This window comes from Mesorhizobium dulcispinae, assembly GCF_033977345.1.
Taxonomy (GTDB): domain Bacteria; phylum Pseudomonadota; class Alphaproteobacteria; order Rhizobiales; family Rhizobiaceae; genus Mesorhizobium; species Mesorhizobium dulcispinae.
Genome location: NZ_JAVIIY010000009.1, coordinates 160,595 through 177,534 on the forward strand (window position 1 = coordinate 160,595; position 16,940 = coordinate 177,534).

The 16,940-nt window shown below is 64.1% G+C and carries 18 protein-coding genes; 9 read left to right on the plus strand and 9 right to left on the minus strand.

Features of this window, described 5'->3' with window-relative positions; all coding sequences use genetic code 11:
- The first annotated feature begins 24 nt into the window (after positions 1-24).
- Genes RFN30_RS20315 through RFN30_RS20330 form a run of 4 tightly spaced genes read left to right on the plus strand, consistent with a single transcriptional unit; the run spans position 25 to position 2,927 of the window.
- Positions 25-777, plus strand: a complete 753-nt coding sequence (locus tag RFN30_RS20315; protein ID WP_320263863.1) for a molybdopterin-synthase adenylyltransferase MoeB — start codon at positions 25-27, stop codon at positions 775-777.
- Positions 778-781: 4 nt separating this feature from the next.
- Complete coding sequence (locus tag RFN30_RS20320; protein ID WP_320263864.1) at positions 782-1,270, plus strand: GNAT family N-acetyltransferase; 489 nt, start codon at positions 782-784, stop codon at positions 1,268-1,270.
- The gene (locus tag RFN30_RS20325; RefSeq protein WP_320263865.1) at positions 1,267-2,520 is read left to right on the plus strand and encodes an aconitase X; all 1,254 of its coding nucleotides are present in this window, start codon (positions 1,267-1,269) and stop codon (positions 2,518-2,520) included. Before RFN30_RS20320 ends, RFN30_RS20325 begins: the two co-directional genes overlap by 4 nt.
- Entirely contained in the window at positions 2,517-2,927 is a 411-nt protein-coding gene (locus RFN30_RS20330; protein ID WP_320263866.1) for an aconitase X swivel domain-containing protein, read from the plus strand. Before RFN30_RS20325 ends, RFN30_RS20330 begins: the two co-directional genes overlap by 4 nt.
- Positions 2,928-2,929: 2 nt before the next feature.
- On the opposite strand, the gene RFN30_RS20335 is transcribed toward RFN30_RS20330, so the two are convergent.
- Positions 2,930-3,931, minus strand: a complete 1,002-nt coding sequence (locus tag RFN30_RS20335; protein WP_320263867.1) for a 2-hydroxyacid dehydrogenase — start codon at positions 3,929-3,931, stop codon at positions 2,930-2,932.
- Positions 3,932-4,100: 169 nt separating this feature from the next.
- Here RFN30_RS20335 and RFN30_RS20340 point away from each other — a divergent pair, with 169 nt between their 5' ends.
- Complete coding sequence (locus tag RFN30_RS20340; RefSeq protein ID WP_320263868.1) at positions 4,101-4,658, plus strand: SH3 domain-containing protein; 558 nt, start codon at positions 4,101-4,103, stop codon at positions 4,656-4,658.
- Between the two features lie 53 nt (positions 4,659-4,711).
- On the opposite strand, the gene RFN30_RS20345 is transcribed toward RFN30_RS20340, so the two are convergent.
- Both RFN30_RS20345 and irrA read right to left on the minus strand, forming a co-directional pair.
- Positions 4,712-5,080: a DUF4260 domain-containing protein gene (locus RFN30_RS20345; protein WP_320263869.1), complete on the minus strand. Its 369-nt coding sequence runs from the start codon at positions 5,078-5,080 to the stop codon at positions 4,712-4,714.
- Between the two features lie 10 nt (positions 5,081-5,090).
- Positions 5,091-5,522 carry an iron response transcriptional regulator IrrA gene (gene irrA, locus RFN30_RS20350; RefSeq protein WP_320263870.1) on the minus strand — a complete coding sequence of 144 codons (432 nt, stop codon included), beginning with the start codon at positions 5,520-5,522 and terminating at the stop codon, positions 5,091-5,093.
- 244 nt (positions 5,523-5,766) lie between these two features.
- On the opposite strand from irrA, the gene fabA reads away from it, so the two are divergent.
- The 4 genes from fabA to RFN30_RS20370 all read left to right on the plus strand — a co-directional run bounded on the left by fabA (position 5,767) and on the right by RFN30_RS20370 (position 10,110).
- Complete coding sequence (gene fabA / locus RFN30_RS20355; RefSeq protein WP_027165888.1) at positions 5,767-6,282, plus strand: 3-hydroxyacyl-[acyl-carrier-protein] dehydratase FabA; 516 nt, start codon at positions 5,767-5,769, stop codon at positions 6,280-6,282.
- A 127-nt stretch (positions 6,283-6,409) separates the two neighbouring features.
- On the plus strand, positions 6,410-7,630 hold the full coding sequence (fabB, locus tag RFN30_RS20360; RefSeq protein ID WP_320263871.1) for a beta-ketoacyl-ACP synthase I: 1,221 nt from the start codon (positions 6,410-6,412) through the stop codon (positions 7,628-7,630).
- Between the two features lie 12 nt (positions 7,631-7,642).
- Positions 7,643-8,455: an enoyl-ACP reductase FabI gene (gene fabI, locus RFN30_RS20365; RefSeq protein ID WP_320263872.1), complete on the plus strand. Its 813-nt coding sequence runs from the start codon at positions 7,643-7,645 to the stop codon at positions 8,453-8,455.
- Between the two features lie 101 nt (positions 8,456-8,556).
- Entirely contained in the window at positions 8,557-10,110 is a 1,554-nt protein-coding gene (locus RFN30_RS20370) for a putative bifunctional diguanylate cyclase/phosphodiesterase (RefSeq protein ID WP_320263873.1), read from the plus strand.
- 120 nt (positions 10,111-10,230) lie between these two features.
- Here RFN30_RS20370 and RFN30_RS20375 read toward each other — a convergent pair whose 3' ends face one another.
- From RFN30_RS20375 to rbfA, 6 genes are all read right to left on the minus strand, one after another.
- The gene (locus tag RFN30_RS20375; RefSeq protein WP_320263874.1) at positions 10,231-11,241 is read right to left on the minus strand and encodes a class I SAM-dependent methyltransferase; all 1,011 of its coding nucleotides are present in this window, start codon (positions 11,239-11,241) and stop codon (positions 10,231-10,233) included.
- A 75-nt stretch (positions 11,242-11,316) separates the two neighbouring features.
- On the minus strand, positions 11,317-13,467 hold the full coding sequence (gene pnp / locus RFN30_RS20380) for a polyribonucleotide nucleotidyltransferase (protein WP_320263875.1): 2,151 nt from the start codon (positions 13,465-13,467) through the stop codon (positions 11,317-11,319).
- 383 nt (positions 13,468-13,850) lie between these two features.
- Positions 13,851-14,120 carry a 30S ribosomal protein S15 gene (gene rpsO / locus RFN30_RS20385; protein ID WP_027165894.1) on the minus strand — a complete coding sequence of 90 codons (270 nt, stop codon included), beginning with the start codon at positions 14,118-14,120 and terminating at the stop codon, positions 13,851-13,853.
- A 191-nt stretch (positions 14,121-14,311) separates the two neighbouring features.
- Positions 14,312-15,406, minus strand: coding sequence for a magnesium/cobalt transporter CorA (gene corA / locus RFN30_RS20390; protein WP_320263876.1), 1,095 nt, complete (start codon positions 15,404-15,406; stop codon positions 14,312-14,314).
- A gap of 104 nt (positions 15,407-15,510) precedes the next feature.
- Positions 15,511-16,470 (minus strand): tRNA pseudouridine(55) synthase TruB, encoded by a 960-nt coding sequence (gene truB, locus RFN30_RS20395; RefSeq protein ID WP_320263877.1) that lies wholly within the window; start codon positions 16,468-16,470, stop codon positions 15,511-15,513.
- The gene (gene rbfA, locus RFN30_RS20400; protein WP_320263878.1) at positions 16,471-16,890 is read right to left on the minus strand and encodes a 30S ribosome-binding factor RbfA; all 420 of its coding nucleotides are present in this window, start codon (positions 16,888-16,890) and stop codon (positions 16,471-16,473) included. It abuts the gene before it with no gap.
- Positions 16,891-16,940: the final 50 nt, after the last annotated feature.

The following is a 16,940-nucleotide window of genomic DNA, read 5'->3' on the forward strand; positions in this document are numbered from 1 at the left end:
TCCTGCCCGCTATATGGTCCGGCCATGACCAATGCCCTGACCGACGAAGAGCTCGAACGCTATGCCCGCCACATCGTGCTGCCCGAAATCGGCGGCCCCGGCCAGCAGAAGCTGAAGCGGGCGCGGGTGCTGGTGATCGGCGCCGGCGGGCTGGGGGCGCCGGCGCTTGAATATCTTGCCGCGGCCGGCGTCGGCACGCTCGGCATCGTCGACGACGATGACGTTTCCTTGTCCAACCTGCAGCGGCAGGTGATCCATGGGACAGACACGATCGGCATGGCGAAGACCGACAGCGCGTCGGCGGCGATCATGCGCATCAATCCAAATGTCACAGTGGAATTGCATCGCCTCAGGCTGACCGAGCAAAACGCCCCTGCCCTCGTCGCCCGCTACGATGTCGTCGTCGACGGTTCCGACAATTTCGAGACGCGCTATGCGCTGGCCGATGCGTGCGCCCAGGAAAAGAAACCGCTGGTCACCGCCGCCGTCGGCCGCTTCGACGGATCGGTGACGGTGCTGAAGCCGTACGAAACCGGTGCCGACGGCAAGCGCAATCCAGGCTACCGCGACCTTTTCCCGGAAGCGCCGCCCGAAGGGCTGGTGCCATCCTGCGCCGTTGCCGGCATCGTCGGCGCGCTGACGGGCGTCATCGGCACGCTGGAGGCGATGGAAACGATCAAGCTGATCGCCGGCATCGGCGAGCCGCTGGTCGGCCGGCTGCTGCTTTACGACGGGCTCACCGCCCGCTTCGACACCGTCCGCTACAAGGCAGTCTGAACCCATGGACCAGACGGCCATTCTCCTCGTCACCGAGCTTCCGCCGGACTTCGCGCGGTGGGACGAAGTGCTGGCGCTGATCCTGCGCGCCTTCGCCTATATGGACGGCGTCATCGACCCGCCATCCTCGGCGCATCGGCTGACGCCCGAAAACCTCAAAAGCAAGGCGGGGCAAGAGACGGCCTTCCTGGCCTTGGAGAACGGCCGGATCGTGGGCTGTATCTTCGCGCTGGAGAGGGCGAAGGATTTCTATGTCGGCAAGCTTGCCGTCGAGCCCGGCCTTCAGGGGCGAGGCATAGGCGGACGGCTGATGCAGGCCGTGGAGGACTTTGCCCGCCGGCGCGGCAAAAACGCCATCGAGCTGCAGACGCGCATCGAACTGACCGCAAACCACGCGGCGTTCGCCCGGCTCGGCTTCCGCGAGACCGGCCGCACGGCGCATGAAGGCTATGACCGGCCGACCTCGATCACCATGCGCAAGGTGCTGTCTTGAGTCTCGCGCTCAGCCAAGAAGAACAGGCGATCGCCGCCGGCAAGGACGGCGCGGGTATGGCGATGCGCATCGTCGCCGAGAGCGCGCGGCTGCTTGGGGCCGAGCGGCTGATCAGAATCGCTTCGGCGCATATCGACGGCGCGCTCTACCACGGCGATTCCGGCACGCTGTTCGCCGAGCGGCTGGTCGAGGGCGGCGCCAGGGTGGCGGTGCGCTCGACGCTCAACGTCGGGGCCCTCGACCTGACGGGCTGCTCGCGCATCCGTCTGGAAGAGCCGCAGCGCGGCATGGCGCGACGGATGATGGAGGCCTATCGCAAGCTCGGCTGCGAGCAGAGCTGGACCTGCGCGCCCTATCAGGCCGGACACAGGCCAACGCTTGGGAGCGATGTCGCCTGGGGCGAATCCAATGCGGTGGTGTTCTGCAACTCGGTGCTGGGCGCCCGCACGAACCGCTACGGCGACTTCCTCGACATCGCCTGCGCTATCACCGGACGCGCGCCGGACTATGGCCTGCATCGCCCGGAGAACCGCCGGGCGAGGCTGGTGTTCGACGTCTCCGGCCTTTCTTCCTCCCTCCTCGCCTCCGAGATCGCCTGGCCGGTGCTGGGCAGCCTCTATGGCCGCGAGGTCGGCAATGCGATCGGCGTCGTCACCGGCGTCGTCAATCACCCCGGCGAGGATGCGCTGAAGGCTTTCGGCGCCGCGGCTGCTTCAGCCGGTGCGGTCGGCCTGTTCCACATCGCCGGGGTGACGCCCGAGGCGCCTGATGTCGAGACCATTCTGGCCGGGCCCGAACCGGACGCGGCTATCCGCGTCACGCCTGAGATGGCGGCGAAGGCCCGCGCCGGCCTGTCGACGGCGGCTGCGCCGAAAACCGTCGATGCGGTCGCGATCGGCAGTCCGCATCTGTCGCAAGCCGAGTTCGACATGCTGGAGCGATTGATCGCCGGACGACGACTCGCCGTGCCGATCTATGCCTGCACCGGCCGCCATGTGCTTTCCTCGCTGGAACGGAACGGCCAGCGCAAGATCCTGGAAGCGAGCGGTGTCACGATCGTCGCCGACACTTGCGTGGTGGTGACGCCGATCATGCCGGAGCTTGCCGGTGGCATCTTGATGACCAATTCGGGGAAGTTCGCGCATTACGCGCCGGGCAACACCGGCTATGCGGTGCTCTATGCCTCGCTCGCCGATTGCGTCGAAAGCGCGGTCGCCGGCAAGCCGCGCTTCACGGATATCGCCGCATGAGCGCCGCCGAAATCCTGGTGCCGGGCAAGGCCGGCGAAGGGGAGGCTTTGGTGCTGACGGCGCCGATCAGCTTCTGGGGCGGCGTCGATCCTAAGACAGGACGCATCGCCGATGTCCGCCATCCGCAGCATGGCGAGATCATTTCCGGCCGGGTGCTGTTCCTGCCGGGTACGATCGGTTCATCGTCGGCTTCCGCCGTGCTGATGGAGCTGGTCCACAACGGGCGCGCACCGGCCGCCCTGGTGCTGCACGAGCCGGACGCCATCCTGCTGCTCGGCCTGATCGTCGCCCGGGAAATGGGCTGGGAAACGCCGACGGCGGTAAGGCTCGAACGCGGCGCGTTCGATACCTACCGCGGAACCATTGTAAGGGTCGACGGAGACGGCGCGATTAGCGTCGCAGCCTGAACTCACGTCCTCAGCGGCAGCACGCGGTCCGGCGGCCGGTGGCCGTCGAAGAAGGCGCGGATGTTGATGATCACCTTCTCGCCCATGTCGATACGGCCTTCGAGCGTCGCCGAGCCCATATGCGGCAAAAGCACGACCTTGCCCTTGTGGGCGAGCTTCAACAGCTTGCTGTTCAGCGCCGGCTCATGCTCGTAGACGTCGAGGCCGGCGCCGGCGATCTTGCCGTCCTGGATAAGCTTGATCAGCGATTCCTCGTCGATGATGTCGCCGCGCGCGGTGTTGACGATGTAGGCCGTCGGCTGCATCAGCGCCAGCCGCCGGGCGGACAGGAGATGGAAGGTCGCCGGCGTCGACGGACAGTTAACCGAGATGATGTCCATGCGGGCGAGCATCTGGTCGAGGCTTTCCCAATAGGTCGCTTCCAATTCGTCCTCGACCGCCGGCAGCACGCGGTGGCGGTTGTGGTAGTGGATGGACAGGCCGAACGCCTTGGCGCGCCTGGCGACCGCCGTGCCGATACGGCCCATGCCGACGACGCCGAGGCGCTTGCCCCAGATGCGGCGGCCGAGCATCCAGGTCGGCGACCAACCGGCCCATTTCTTCTCGCCGGTGAGCACGTTGGCGCCTTCGGCGAGCCTGCGCGGCACGGCGAGCATCAGCGCCATGGTCATGTCGGCGGTGTCTTCGGTCAGCACGTTCGGCGTGTTGGTGACGGTGATGCCCTTCTTGGCGGCCGCGGCGACATCGATCTTGTCGACGCCGTTGCCGAAATTGGCGATCAGCTTCAGGTTCTCGCCGGCTTGGGCGATCAGCGCGGCATCGATGTGGTCGGTGATGGTCGGGACCAGCACGTCGGCTTCCTTGACGGCGGCGACCAGCTCCGGCTGGGTCATCGGCCGGTCCTCGACATTGAGGCGCGCGTCGAACAGCTCGCGCATGCGGGTCTCCACCGGGTCGGGCAGCTTGCGCGTGATGACGACGAGGGGCCGTTTTTTGCCTGCCATTTTATCCCCGAAGCTTCCTCGAAACCGATCTCGTTGAGACCTCTTTAACCAAGACAGGCGAAACTTGTAGCCAGTCGCGGCATCAGCTCACTCCTGTAACAAGCGGTGCCGCCGAAGACAAAGAAAAAGGGGCGCTCATCCCGACGGACCGGCGCCGAAAGGAACGAAAGTGTCTGGTTTCGCGTCGCTTCGCCTGGCTCTCAGCGCAGCCGTTCTCGGCACTCTGCTTTGCGCGCCGCAGGTGTCCGCCCAGAGCGCGGCGGCACCGGCGCAAACGGTAACGCTCGGGCCGAGCGGCCTGCCGCTGCCGCGCTTCGTCAGCCTCAAGCCGGCTCGCGTCAACTCGCGCGTCGGCCCGGGCGCCAATTATTCCGTCGACTGGATGTACATGAAGGCCGGCCTGCCTATGGAAGTCATCCAGGAATTCGACACCTGGCGCCGCGTGCGCGATGCCGACGGCTCGGAGGGCTGGATCAACCAATCGCTGCTCTCGGGCCGCCGCACGGCGATCGTCGCGCCCTGGCAGCGCGGCAAGGGCGGGCGAATCAATCTGCTCGACGATCCCGACAAGGACGCCAACATCGTCGCCATCATCGAGCCGGGGGTGATCGGCTCGATCAAGAAATGCGATGGTCAATGGTGCGAAATGACCTTTGACGGCCATACCGGCTGGATGGCCCAGTCGCAGGTCTGGGGCGCCTATCCGGGCGAGAAGTTCAAGAACTGACTATTTCGTCTGGACCATGATCTAGCCCGAAAACCGGCTCCCACTTTTCGGGATCATGGTCGATCGCGTCCGATGCGACCGAGATGCGTATCCTGAAAACCGGTGGGCAGTTTCAGCCCATAGCCGAGAGCGCGGTCGATGGCTATGTGAGCGGCCCAGACGAGCGCCACAGCGGTCAGCATTGAACCGGAAAGCAGGACGCCAGCAAGACCGAGAACGAGCGGGGCAATCAGGATGTGCAGCGCATTGTAGGCCATCGCGCCGATACGCGGCCCTGCGAGATAGCCCAGCATCGACAGGTCCGGCGCCAGGATGAGCAGCGCAAACAGCCACCAGGATACACCGGTCAATTTGTAGAGGACGACGGCCACCACGGCAGCGACGACCCATTCCAGCCGGATCACGAGATCGACGGGCCGCATCGCCGAAGGATCAATCAACGCGCTTGGGGCGCAGCCTCACCACGATGTCGACATTGGCGATCTCCATGCCCTCAGGTGGTTCCGGCAGGTTGGAGACGCTCACCGGGCCGCTGGCGATGTCGAAGATGCGGTTCTCGCCCTCGACATAAAAGTGGTGGTGATCGGAAGTGTTGGTGTCGAAATAGGTCTTCGACCCTTCGACCGCGAGGATGCGCAGCAGGCCGGCCTGGGTGAACTGATGGAGCGCGTTGTAGACGGTCGCCAGCGAAACCGGCACGCCGGCGGCGATCGCCTCCTCGTGCAGTTCCTCGGCCGAGAGGTGGCGGTCGCCCTTGGCGAAAAGCAGATCGGCCAGCGCAATGCGCTGACGCGTCGGCCTCAGGCCGGCTTCGCGAACCCGCTTGTCCACAGCGACATTTTCCTTCCGGCAGCCCGAATCCATCTATCCCGTCGACGCTTGCAGCCAGCCCCATAGACCGGTCCAGAATGGCAAAAAGACGTCAATGCCAAAAACTGGACATCACCCGAGATATATTCTGTCGCCCAAATGCGATCAATAGCGCGCATTGACCCAGGCAGGCGCACGGGTTAAGCGCAAACGCCGGTTTCCGGCCGCAAACAGAGTGTGTTAGGAAACCAACGACAAGGGCGCCCTGCCGCCCGGAAGGAAAACGGGGACGGAGTTAATGGCGGGTCAAAAGTCCAGCTACGATTACGAGGAACTGCTTGCCTGCGCCCGCGGCGAGCTGTTCGGACCGGGAAACGCCCAGCTGCCCTACCCGCCGATGCTGATGTTCGACCGCATCACCGAGATCAGCGAAACCGGTGGCGCCTTCGACAAGGGCTTCATCCGCGCCGAATTCGACATCAAGCCGGATCTTTGGTTCTTCGCCTGCCATTTCATCGGCAATCCGATCATGCCGGGCTGCCTCGGCCTCGACGCCATGTGGCAATTGACCGGCTTCTATCTCGGCTGGCTCGGCGAGCCCGGCAAGGGCATGGCGCTGTCGACCGGCGAGGTGAAGTTCAAGGGCATGGTGACGCCGTCGGTCAAGAAGGTCGAATATGGCGTCGACTTCAAGCGCGTGATGCGCGGCCGCCTCGTGCTCGGCATAGCCGATGGCTGGCTCAAGGCGGATGGCGAACCCATATACGCGGCAACGGATCTGAAGGTGGGTCTGTCCAAGCAGTCCGCCGCCTGATCGCTTTTCGCCACGGGGCCTGGCGTATCCGCCGGATGCGCAAGGGCGCCGCGGCAGTTTATTTTGCGTATGATCGAAAGCGAAAACCGAATAGGTTTTCGCCAAACTACGCCGGAAGGAGTTGCGAATGAGACGCGTCGTAGTGACAGGCCTCGGCATTGTGTCGTCGATCGGCAACAACGCCAATGAGGTGCAGTCCTCGCTTTACGATGCCAAGTCCGGCATCAGCTTTTCCAATTCCTTCGCCGAGCACGGCTTCCGCTGCCAGGTGTGGGGCGCGCCGACGCTCGACCCTTCGGCGATGATCGACCGCCGCGCCATGCGTTTCCTGAGCCAAGGTGCCGCCTGGAACCATGTCGCCATGGATCAGGCGATCGCGGACGCCGGCTTAGGCGAAAGCGACATCACCAACGAGCGCACCGGCATCGTCATGGGCTCCGGCGGACCGTCGACAAGGACCATCGTGGAAGCCGCCGAAACGACGCTCAAGAACGGCAGCCCGAAGCGCATCGGTCCGTTCGCGGTGCCGAAGGCGATGTCGTCGACCGCTTCGGCCACTTTGGCCACCTGGTTCAAGATCCACGGCGTCAATTACTCGATCTCGTCGGCCTGCTCGACCTCGGCGCATTGCATCGGCAATGCCTATGAGCTGATCCAGTGGGGCAAGCAGGACATGATGTTCGCCGGCGGCCACGAGGATCTCGACTGGACGATGTCGGACCTGTTCGACGCCATGGGCGCCATGTCGTCGAAATTCAACGATCGGGCCTCGTCTGCATCCCGCGCGTATGACGTCAACCGCGACGGCTTCGTCATCGCCGGCGGGGCGGGCGTGCTGGTGCTGGAAGAGCTTGAGCACGCCAAGGCGCGCGGCGCCAAGATCTATGCCGAGATCGTCGGCTATGGCGCGACCTCCGACGGCTACGACATGGTTGCTCCTTCGGGAGAAGGCGCGATGCGCTGCATGCGGCAGGCGCTTGCAACCGTCTCAACACCGGTCGACTACATCAACACGCACGGCACCTCGACGCCGGTCGGCGATTCCAAGGAAATGGGCGCCATCCGCGAGGTGTTCGGCGACACGATGCCGTTCATCACCTCGACCAAGTCGCTGACCGGCCATTCGCTCGGCGCCGCCGGGGTCCAGGAATCGATCTACTCGATCCTGATGATGCAGGGCGGCTTCATCGGCGAGAGCGCCCATATCGAGGAGCTCGATCCGGAATTCGAGGGGATGCCGATCGTGCGCAAGCGCATCGACAACGCCAAGATCGACACCGTTTTGTCCAATTCCTTCGGTTTCGGTGGCACCAACGCAACGCTGATTTTCCAGCGCTATTCCGCATAAGGATCGCCTTTTATGGAAGGGTTGATGAAGGGCAAGCGCGGGCTTGTCATGGGGGTCGCCAACGACCATTCGATCGCCTGGGGCATCGCCAGGAAATTGTCCGAACACGGGGCGGAACTTGCCTTCACCTATCAGGGCGACGCCTTCGGGCGCCGGGTCAAGCCGCTTGCCGAGAAGCTCGGCGCCTCGCTGGTCGTGCCTTGCGACGTCGAGGACAGCGCCTCGGTCACCGCTACCTTCGAGACGCTCGGCGAGGCCTGGGGCGGACTGGATTTCATTGTCCACGCCATCGGCTTCTCCGACAAGAACGAGCTCAAGGGCCTCTACGCCGACACCAGCCGCGACAACTTCGTCCGCACCATGGTGATCTCCTGCTATTCCTTCACCGAGATCGCCCGCAATGCCGCGGCGCTGATGACGAACGGCGGCTCGATGATCACGCTGACCTATGCCGGATCGGTCCGGGTCATGCCCAACTACAACGTCATGGGCGTCGCCAAGGCCGGGCTGGAGGCGAGCGTGCGCTATCTCGCCAATGATTACGGTCCGCGCGGCATCAGGGTGAACGGCATCTCGGCGGGACCGGTGCGGACGCTCGCCGGCTCCGGCGTGTCCGACGCCCGCCACATGTTCTCCTATCAGCAGCGTAATTCGCCGCTTCGCCGCACAGTGACCATCGACGAGGTCGGCGGCTCGGCGCTCTACCTGCTCTCGGACCTTTCTTCGGGGGTCACAGGCGAGATCCACTATGTCGATTCCGGCTACCACATCGTCTCCATGCCGACGCTCGAGGAACTGAAGCAGAACGACGGCGGCCGCGAATAATTCGCTAACGCAAAAAATACTTCCAGTAAAATTGGATGCATTGGCGGAAACCCATTTTAAGGAGGTATCCGCTAAAAGGCCCTGCAGTTTAGGGACCTTGCATGTCTGCAGTCAGCAACCCGAAGCGAACACCGCTGTTCCGGCTGATCACCATCGCCAGCTCGGGCATGGGCAGTTTCATCCTCGGGCTCTGGGGACTGCGGTTCGGTTTTGGCGACGGGCTGGCCGGCATGCCGGCGGAGACGATGGCGGGCATCATCGCCGCGCTTTGCGCGCTTTCCGCCGGCGGCGCCGCGATGTCCTTCTTCGCGGGTGTCGATGAATCGGCCGAATATGTCTTCAAGGAAACGCATTTCGACAAGATGACCGGCCTGCTGACGCGCCAGGCGATCGTCGGAAAGGTCGCCGCGGCGGCAACAGAAACCATCGAGACCGGCGAACCGGTCTATTTGATCGATATCGACATCGACCGCTTCAAGCAGATCAACGATGCCATCGGCTACAGCCATGGCGACGAGCTGATCCGCGCCTTCACCAAACGGCTGAAGGAGAGCATGCCGGAGGATGCCGTGATCGGACGGCTCGGCGCCGGCGAATTCGCCGTGCTGCTGCCGGATCGCGAGATCCGTGGATCGCTCGAACGGTTCCTCGAAAACCTCATCAACCGGATGATGGAGCCCTACCAACTCCAGACGCATCTGCAGTCCGTCAGCATGTCCGTCGGTATCGTGGCGATGCCGAAGGACGGCGTCGACCCGGTGCTCATCCTTCGCCGCTCCAACCTGGCGCTGCAGAATGCGCGCGCGAGCGGCATCGGCAACTGGTCGGTCTTCCACGCCGATATGGGACGGGTGGCGGACTACCGGCAATGGATCGAATCCGAGTTGAAAACCGCCTTCGACCGCGGCGACTTCAGCCTCCACTACCAGCCGCAATTCGACCTGCAGGGCGGCCGTGTCGTCGGCTATGAAGCGCTGATCCGGTGGAAGCATCCGGAACGCGGCATGATCCCGCCGATGGAATTCATTCCGATCGCCGAGGAAACCGGCATGATCAACCCGATCGGCGAGTGGGTGCTGCGCAAGGCCTGCAGCGACGCCCAGTACCTGCCGGAGGATTGCTTCGTCGCCGTCAACATCTCGCCGGTCCAGTTCATGACCAAGGACTTCGTCGGCATCGTGCGCGAGACCATGGCATCGACCGGCATCAAGCCGTCGCGGCTCGAGCTCGAAGTCACCGAAACGGCGATGATGCAGGACCGCGACCGCGCGGCCGTCATCCTGCGGCAGCTCGCCGAGATGGGCATCTCGGTCGCCGTCGACGATTTCGGTACCGGCTACTCGAACCTGAGCTACTTGATCGACTTCTCGTTCGGCAAGCTGAAGATAGACCGCTCCTTCGTCAGCCGCATCGATACCGATTCCAGCTCGGGCGCCGTCGTCTCGACCATCGTCGGGCTGTCGCGTGCGCTTGGCGTCGGCATCATCGCCGAGGGCGTCGAGACCGAGAACCAGGCGACGCTGCTGAGAGCCGCCGGCTGCGAGGTGGTGCAGGGCTATCTGTTCGGGCGTCCCGCGCCGCTCAAGGTCGAGCTCGGCGAGGCGCGCCCCGTTCATGCCACGCGCGAGCCGGCGCGCCTGGTCAGCCTGCAGTAGGGCACTCGCTCTTTTTCTGGCGCAATTCCGGACGGAAAACCGCTCGACACTTTTCCTGGAATTGCCTTTTCTGGCGCAATTCCAGACGGAAAACCGCTCGACACTTTCCTGGAATTGCTTTTAGCGGCGCGCCGAGAACACCTTGAACATGCCGTCGCGGGCGACCTCGGCGTGGCTGGAGAAGGCGGCCGCCAGCACCTGCTCGTAAGGCAACTGCCGGTTCGCCACCATGAACAGGCGTCCACCTGGTTTCAGCGCCTTCGACGCCGCGCGGATCATGCCGGCGCCGATGCCCGGCTCGGCAGCCCGGCCGCTGTGGAAGGGCGGGTTCATGACGATCGCATCGTAGCGTCGCTCGACCGTTTCGCTGAGCAGATCGGTCCAGAAGAAGCGCGGCTCGACAGCGGTTGCCCGGACATTGACCTTCGCCGCCTCCAGGGCCTCGAAATCCGCTTCGTAGAGATCGAGACCGGAGAGGTCCGGCGAGCGTTCCGAGACTTCCGCCGCCAGGTAACCCCAGCCGGCGCAGAAATCGGCGACGTTGCCCGCAAGGCCCTCCGGCAGGCTGTCCAGCAGAAGCTTCGAACCGGCATCGACACGATCGAAGGAGAACATGCCGGGCGCGGTGCGGAAGCGGCCTTCGACGACCAGATCGGGGTTGGCGGCGCGAAGCGCCCGGGCCGCATCCATGCCGGCCTGGCGGAACCAGAAGGCGACGCCGTGATGTTTTGGCAGGTGCGCCTCGAGTGGCGCCAGCGCATCGATGCGTTTGCGCAGGCTGTCGATGCCGTCGTCCTTGCCGCCGGCGACGACGATCAGTCCTCCCGGCGCCACGCGCTCGATCGCTTCGGCGATCCGCAGCTCATTCTGGCCGCGATGCCGGCCGGCTAGCACAAGGGCAATGTCGAATGCCGAGCCTTGCGCCTGCGGCGTGACCGCGTAGCCGGCCGCCTGCAGGGGGCGGTAATGCGGCCGAAAGCCTTGCACCAGATGCAGCGCCGCATCGAAGCCGTCGGGCAGCCGGAAGCCCGGCTCGGCGCCCAGAAACAGGACGCTGCCGTCCTTCGGCGGCAGAGGGATCGCCTCGGCCTCAAAGGGATGAAACAGGGTTTTCAGCGGCTCCGCGGCCATTGCTTTCAAACTCTTCAAACAAAAACGGGCGCGACCTTGCGGCGCGCCCGTCTCGATTTTACCCGGTCAGGCCGATCAGGCGGCGTCTTCCTCGCCTTCCGGCTTCTTCTTCTCCTGAACGATCTCCTTGCCGGTCGCCTGGTCGACGACCTTCATCGACAGGCGAACCTTGCCGCGCTCGTCGAAGCCCATCAGCTTGACCCAAACCTTGTCGCCTTCCTTGACGACGTCGGAGGTCTTGGCGACGCGCTCATTGGCGAGCTGCGAGATGTGGACGAGGCCGTCGCGCGGGCCGAAGAAGTTGACGAAGGCGCCGAAGTCGGCCGTCTTGACGACGGTGCCTTCGTAGATCTCGCCGACTTCCGGCTCGGCAACGATGGTGTGGATCCACTTCTTCGCCGCCTCGATCTCCTTGGCGTTGGCCGAAGCGATCTTAACCGTGCCGTCGTCCTCGATGTTGATCTTGGCGCCGGTCTTCTCGACGATCTCGCGGATCACCTTGCCGCCGGAGCCGATGACGTCGCGGATCTTGTCTGTCGGGATATGCATGACCTCGATGCGCGGCGCGAACTCGCCGAGCTCGGCGCGCGAGGAAGAGATCGCATGCGCCATCTCGCCGAGGATATGCAGGCGGCCGTCCTTGGCCTGGCCGAGCGCGATCCCCATGATCTCCTCGGTGATGCCATCGATCTTGATGTCCATCTGCAGCGAGGTGACGCCGTTGGCGGTGCCGGCGACCTTGAAGTCCATGTCGCCGAGGTGATCCTCGTCGCCGAGGATGTCGGAGAGCACGGCGAAGCGTTCGCCTTCCTTGATCAGGCCCATGGCGATGCCGGCCACCGGCTTGGCGATCGGCACGCCAGCATCCATCAGCGCCAGCGAGGTACCGCAGACGGTCGCCATCGAGGACGAGCCGTTGGACTCGGTGATCTCCGAGACGACGCGCAGCGTGTAGGGGAACTGGTCGGCGGAAGGCAGCATCGGGCGGATCGCGCGCCAGGCGAGCTTGCCGTGACCGATTTCACGACGGCCCGGCGAGCCCATGCGGCCGGTCTCACCGACCGAGTAGGGAGGGAAGTTGTAGTGGAGGAGGAATTTCTCCTTGTACATGCCGGTCAGCGAATCGACGAACTGCTCGTCCTCGCCGGTGCCGAGCGTGGCGACGACCAGCGCCTGGGTCTCGCCGCGGGTAAAGAGCGCCGAACCATGGGTACGCGGCAGGACGCCGACCTCGGAGACGATCTTGCGGACGGTCTTCAGGTCACGGCCGTCGATGCGCGAGCCGGTGTCGAGGATGTTCCAGCGCACCACCTTGGCCTGGAGCTCCTTGAAGACGCTGCCGATCTGTTCGGGGGCGTACTTTGCTTCCTCGCCTTCGGCCGGCGCGAACGCTGCCTTGACCTTCGCCTTGACGGCGTCGACGGCGGCGTAGCGCGACTGCTTGTCGGTGATCTTGTAGGCCTCGCGCAGTTCGTCGCCGACGATCTTCAGCATCTCGCCTTCGAGCTCGGAATAGTCCGGAGCGGTGAAGTCACGCGGCTCCTTGGCGGCGACCTCGGCCAGCTTGATGATCGCGTCGATCACCGGCTGGAAGCTCTTGTGGCCGAACACAACGGCGCCGAGCATCAGGTCCTCCGAGAGCTCCTTGGCCTCGGATTCGACCATCAGCACGGCGTCGGCGGTGCCGGCGACGACGAGGTCGAGCTTCGATTCCTCCATCTCGTCGATATGCGGATTGAGCACATATTCGCCATTGATGTAGCCGACGCGGGCGCCGCCGATCGGGCCCATGAAGGGCACGCCGGAGAGCGTGAGCGCGGCCGAGGTGGCGACGATCGACAGGATGTCCGGATCGTTCTCGAGATCGTGCTGGACGACGGTGACCACGATCTGGGTGTCGTTCTTGTAGCCGTCAGCAAACAGCGGACGGATCGGGCGGTCGATCAGGCGGGAAACCAGCGTTTCCTTCTCGCTCGGACGGCCCTCGCGCTTGAAATAGCCGCCCGGGATCTTGCCGGCGGCATAGGTCTTTTCCTGGTAGTTGACGGTGAGCGGGAAGAAATCGAGGCCGGGCTTCGGCTCCTTCATCGAAACGACGGTGGCGAGAACCACGGTCTCGCCGTAGGTGGCAAGCACGGCGCCGTCAGCCTGACGGGCGATCTTGCCGGTCTCCAAGATGAGCGGACGGCCGCCCCATTCGATTTCCACTTTGTGTTGATTGAACATATCTTGTCCTTCATATGCGGAAAGGGCCGCGTCTTAACGGCCGCGGGGCATCCCTTCCCTGGCTTCCTTCGGGCAGCCACGGGCAAGACAACGGGAAGCTCGATATATCCGGCCTACTTGCCGAGCGAGCATCCTGCAATCCTGCCCCATGACCGTCCACGGGCGGTTCCGAATGGCCCTCTGCACTTTCGGAACCAGGTCTGGCCGACCGGTCGGCCGGCCTTGCGCATGACGCCGAAAACCCCTGTTTCCGGAACGCGCCCTGCGCGAATGCGAATTTCGAGAGCGCTTCGCGCTCCATTCTCAGCATCGAGACACCGGACCAGCCGATGTGCCAATGCGCGACCGGCGGACCCTCCGCAGAGAGCCCGCCGGTCAATTCGTCAGCGACGGAGACCGAGCTTGTCGATCAGCGTCTGATAGCGCGCGTCATCCTTGCGCTTGAGGTAGTCAAGCAGGCTGCGGCGCTGGGAAACGAGAGCAAGCAGGCCACGGCGGGAATGGTTATCCTTCTTGTGGTCCTTGAAGTGCTCCGTCAGGTTCTTGATGCGCTCGGAAAGGATGGCAACCTGGACTTCCGGGGACCCGGTATCGCCCTTGGCGGTTGCGAATTCAGTCATCAATTCCTTCTTGCGATCGGCAGTAATCGACATCGTGTTTTTCCTTATCTGTTCGAGGAAACGGGACGCCCACAGCCGGGATGTCGTCCAGCAGGGGCCGGTGCAAGCAACGCGTCAGGGCGCGAAGCTGCGGCGCATATAGTGCAATTTCGGGCAAAACACCAGCCCAATTGTCAAGCCGGCTTGTCGCAGGTTCTTGCCGCAAAAACAGAGGGTTCCCGCCGCTACAGCCACTTCTTCCATTTGAAGAAGGCGACGAGCCCGACAGCGACGACCAGCATGAACAGCAATGCTACCGGGTAGCCATAATAAGCCTTCAGCTCCGGCATGTTCCAGGGCGAGCTTTCCGGCTCGAAGTTCATGCCCCAGACACCGACAAGGAAGGTGAGCGGCATGAAGATCACCGAGACGATCGTCAGATAGGAGATGACGTCGTTGGTGCGGGCCTGGGTCAGCGACAGATGCATCTCGATCAGGCCGGTCAGCATGTCGCGCTGGTTCTCGACCAGCTCGATCAGCCGCAGCGAATGGTCGAGCGTGTCGTTGAAGAAGATCTTGGTCTCGGCCTTCACGAAGGGCACGTCGTTGCGGATCAGCGTCGCCAGCGCGTCGCGCATCGGCCACAGCACGCCCTTCAGCACATTGGCGTCGCGCCGCAATTCGTGCAACTGCCGCATCTGATGCTTGTGCGGCGTGTTGAGCATCTGGTCTTCGATGCCGTCGACCAGCTCGCTCGCCGCCTCGATCGGCGGGAAATAGCTGTCGACGATGGCGTCGATCAGCGCGTAGGCGAGATAGTCGGCGCCGCGCGAGCGCAGCCGGTTGGGCATGGCTGCCGCGATGCGCTTGCGCACGGGATCGAACGGGTCGCCCTCGCGCTCCTGGAAGGTGACGACGAAATTCCTGCCGAAGAACAGTGCGATCTGCTCGTAGCGGTGCGCGGTGACATCGTCGATCATGCGCATGACGACGAAGGCATGGTCCTCGAAGAAATCCACCTTCGGCCGCTGGCCGGTGTTGACGACATCCTCCAGCGCCAGCGGGTGCAGGTTGAAGATGCGGCCGATCTCTTCGATCAGCGGGATGTTGGCAAGTCCGGTGCAATCCAGCCACACAATCGGCCATTGGTCGCAATGCGTGTAGAGCTCGTCGATGCTGGCGTTGTCGATGGTTTTGTATTTCTCAGGCGAGATCAGCGTCAGCCGAAGTTCGCTGCGCCGCGCCGCGGGATCGGCAATGAGGGTGCCGGGCGAAGCGCCGACCGGCGGCCGCCTTGTTCGCAGCGGCACCCGCTGCTTGCCTATATCAGCCTTTGCCATGAGATCCTCAGGCGCAAACTTGAACCGAATTGGTCCTGTTTCTTAGCAATTCCGGGCGGAAAGCCGCTATGCACTTTTCCTGGAGTTGCAGTGGCCGAGTGTCGTCAACCGACAAAGACCCGCTTGGGCTTGAACATGCCCTGCTCGATGGCGCCGATGGCGACGAGCTTGCCACGCGCGGTGGCGCAAGCCTCCTCGGCCTCGACCGGCGCATCGCGACCGCGAATGATAACGGGGTTGCCGAGGCGGATCTTGGTCGCCGCGTCGTCGCTGACGGCGACCTGCGGCAGGCAGTCGAGCGCTGCGGCGGTATCGACCAGCAGGGCATCGATGGCGCCGAAATCGGCCGGCGCCTCGGCCTCGACCGCGCCTTCATCGGTCTTGCCGCCGAAGCGCGCGGCTTCGAGCTCGGCAACGGTGACGAAATCGTCCGCCGTGAACGGCTCGACCTCGACGCGGCGCAGTTCGGCGATATGACCGAAGCAGCCCAGATCGCGGCCCATATCGCGCGCCAGCGAACGCACATAGGTGCCCTTGCCGCATTCGACCTCGAAGACGGTTTTGTCGGCACCATGCTCGACGATGTCCAAACGGCCGATTTCGATCTCGCGGGCGGGAATGTCGACCGTCTCGCCGTCGCGCGCAAGGTCATAGGCGCGTTCGCCGGCGATCTTGATGGCCGAGAATTGCGGCGGCGTCTGCATGATGACGCCGGTGTATTTCGGCAGCAGCGCGCTCACCTCGGCCTCGGCCGGGCGCCGGTCGGAGCTGTTCGTCACCGGGCCTTCGAGGTCGTCGGTCGAGCGCTCTTCGCCCCAGGCGACGGTGAAGCGGTAGACCTTGGCGCCGTCCTGCACGTAAGGCACGGTCTTGGTCGCCTCGCCGAGCGCGATAGGCAGCATGCCGGAGGCGAGCGGATCAAGCGTGCCGGCATGGCCGGCCTTCTCCGCCTGGAACAGCCATTTGATCTTGGAGACCGCTTCGGTCGAGCCCATGCCGACCGGCTTGTCCAGCACCACCCAGCCGGAAACCGGCCGGCCCTTCTTCTTGCCGCGACGCGCCACTTATTCCTCGTCCTTGTTGTTGTTCTTATTCTGGTCGTCGAGATCGCGCGCGACTTCGGGCGACTTCAGCAATTCGTTGATCCTGGCGAAATTGTCGAAGGAGGTATCGAGCCGAAAGCGGATCTCCGGCATGTATTTCATCTGCCGCAGCGCGCCGGTAATGCGGCCGCGGATGAATTTCGCATGCTTGTTGAGGGCGCCGACCACGGCATCGGTGTCGCCGGCGCCAAGCGGCGAGACGAACGCGGTGGCGATCTTGAGGTCGGGCGACATGCGCACCTCGGAGACCGAGACGACGCTGTTCTCGATCACCGGATCGATAATCTCGCCGCGCTGCAGGGTTTCGGACAGCGCGTGGCGCACCTGCTCGCCGACGCGCAGCATGCGCTGGGAGGGGCCTGATGTTGTCGGACGGGACATCTCTTCAATCCTGAAATCGTGAAGCGCGGGATAGGACCGCGCCACATGTC

What these genes read in the sequence shown, in the direction of transcription:
- fabB (WP_320263871.1), top strand. Translation starts at nt 6,410, where the DNA reads ATGAGACGCGTCGTAGTGACAGGCCTCGGCATTGTGTCGTCGATCGGC.
- RFN30_RS20345 (WP_320263869.1), bottom strand. Translation starts at nt 5,080, where the DNA reads ATGCGGCCCGTCGATCTCGTGATCCGGCTGGAATGGGTCGTCGCTGCC.
- RFN30_RS20320 (WP_320263864.1), top strand. Translation starts at nt 782, where the DNA reads ATGGACCAGACGGCCATTCTCCTCGTCACCGAGCTTCCGCCGGACTTC.
- fabI (WP_320263872.1), top strand. Translation starts at nt 7,643, where the DNA reads ATGGAAGGGTTGATGAAGGGCAAGCGCGGGCTTGTCATGGGGGTCGCC.
- corA (WP_320263876.1), bottom strand. Translation starts at nt 15,406, where the DNA reads ATGGCAAAGGCTGATATAGGCAAGCAGCGGGTGCCGCTGCGAACAAGG.
- RFN30_RS20375 (WP_320263874.1), bottom strand. Translation starts at nt 11,241, where the DNA reads ATGGCCGCGGAGCCGCTGAAAACCCTGTTTCATCCCTTTGAGGCCGAG.
- rpsO (WP_027165894.1), bottom strand. Translation starts at nt 14,120, where the DNA reads ATGTCGATTACTGCCGATCGCAAGAAGGAATTGATGACTGAATTCGCA.
- pnp (WP_320263875.1), bottom strand. Translation starts at nt 13,467, where the DNA reads ATGTTCAATCAACACAAAGTGGAAATCGAATGGGGCGGCCGTCCGCTC.
- RFN30_RS20370 (WP_320263873.1), top strand. Translation starts at nt 8,557, where the DNA reads ATGTCTGCAGTCAGCAACCCGAAGCGAACACCGCTGTTCCGGCTGATC.
- fabA (WP_027165888.1), top strand. Translation starts at nt 5,767, where the DNA reads ATGGCGGGTCAAAAGTCCAGCTACGATTACGAGGAACTGCTTGCCTGC.
- RFN30_RS20335 (WP_320263867.1), bottom strand. Translation starts at nt 3,931, where the DNA reads ATGGCAGGCAAAAAACGGCCCCTCGTCGTCATCACGCGCAAGCTGCCC.
- irrA (WP_320263870.1), bottom strand. Translation starts at nt 5,522, where the DNA reads ATGGATTCGGGCTGCCGGAAGGAAAATGTCGCTGTGGACAAGCGGGTT.
- RFN30_RS20315 (WP_320263863.1), top strand. Translation starts at nt 25, where the DNA reads ATGACCAATGCCCTGACCGACGAAGAGCTCGAACGCTATGCCCGCCAC.
- rbfA (WP_320263878.1), bottom strand. Translation starts at nt 16,890, where the DNA reads ATGTCCCGTCCGACAACATCAGGCCCCTCCCAGCGCATGCTGCGCGTC.
- RFN30_RS20330 (WP_320263866.1), top strand. Translation starts at nt 2,517, where the DNA reads ATGAGCGCCGCCGAAATCCTGGTGCCGGGCAAGGCCGGCGAAGGGGAG.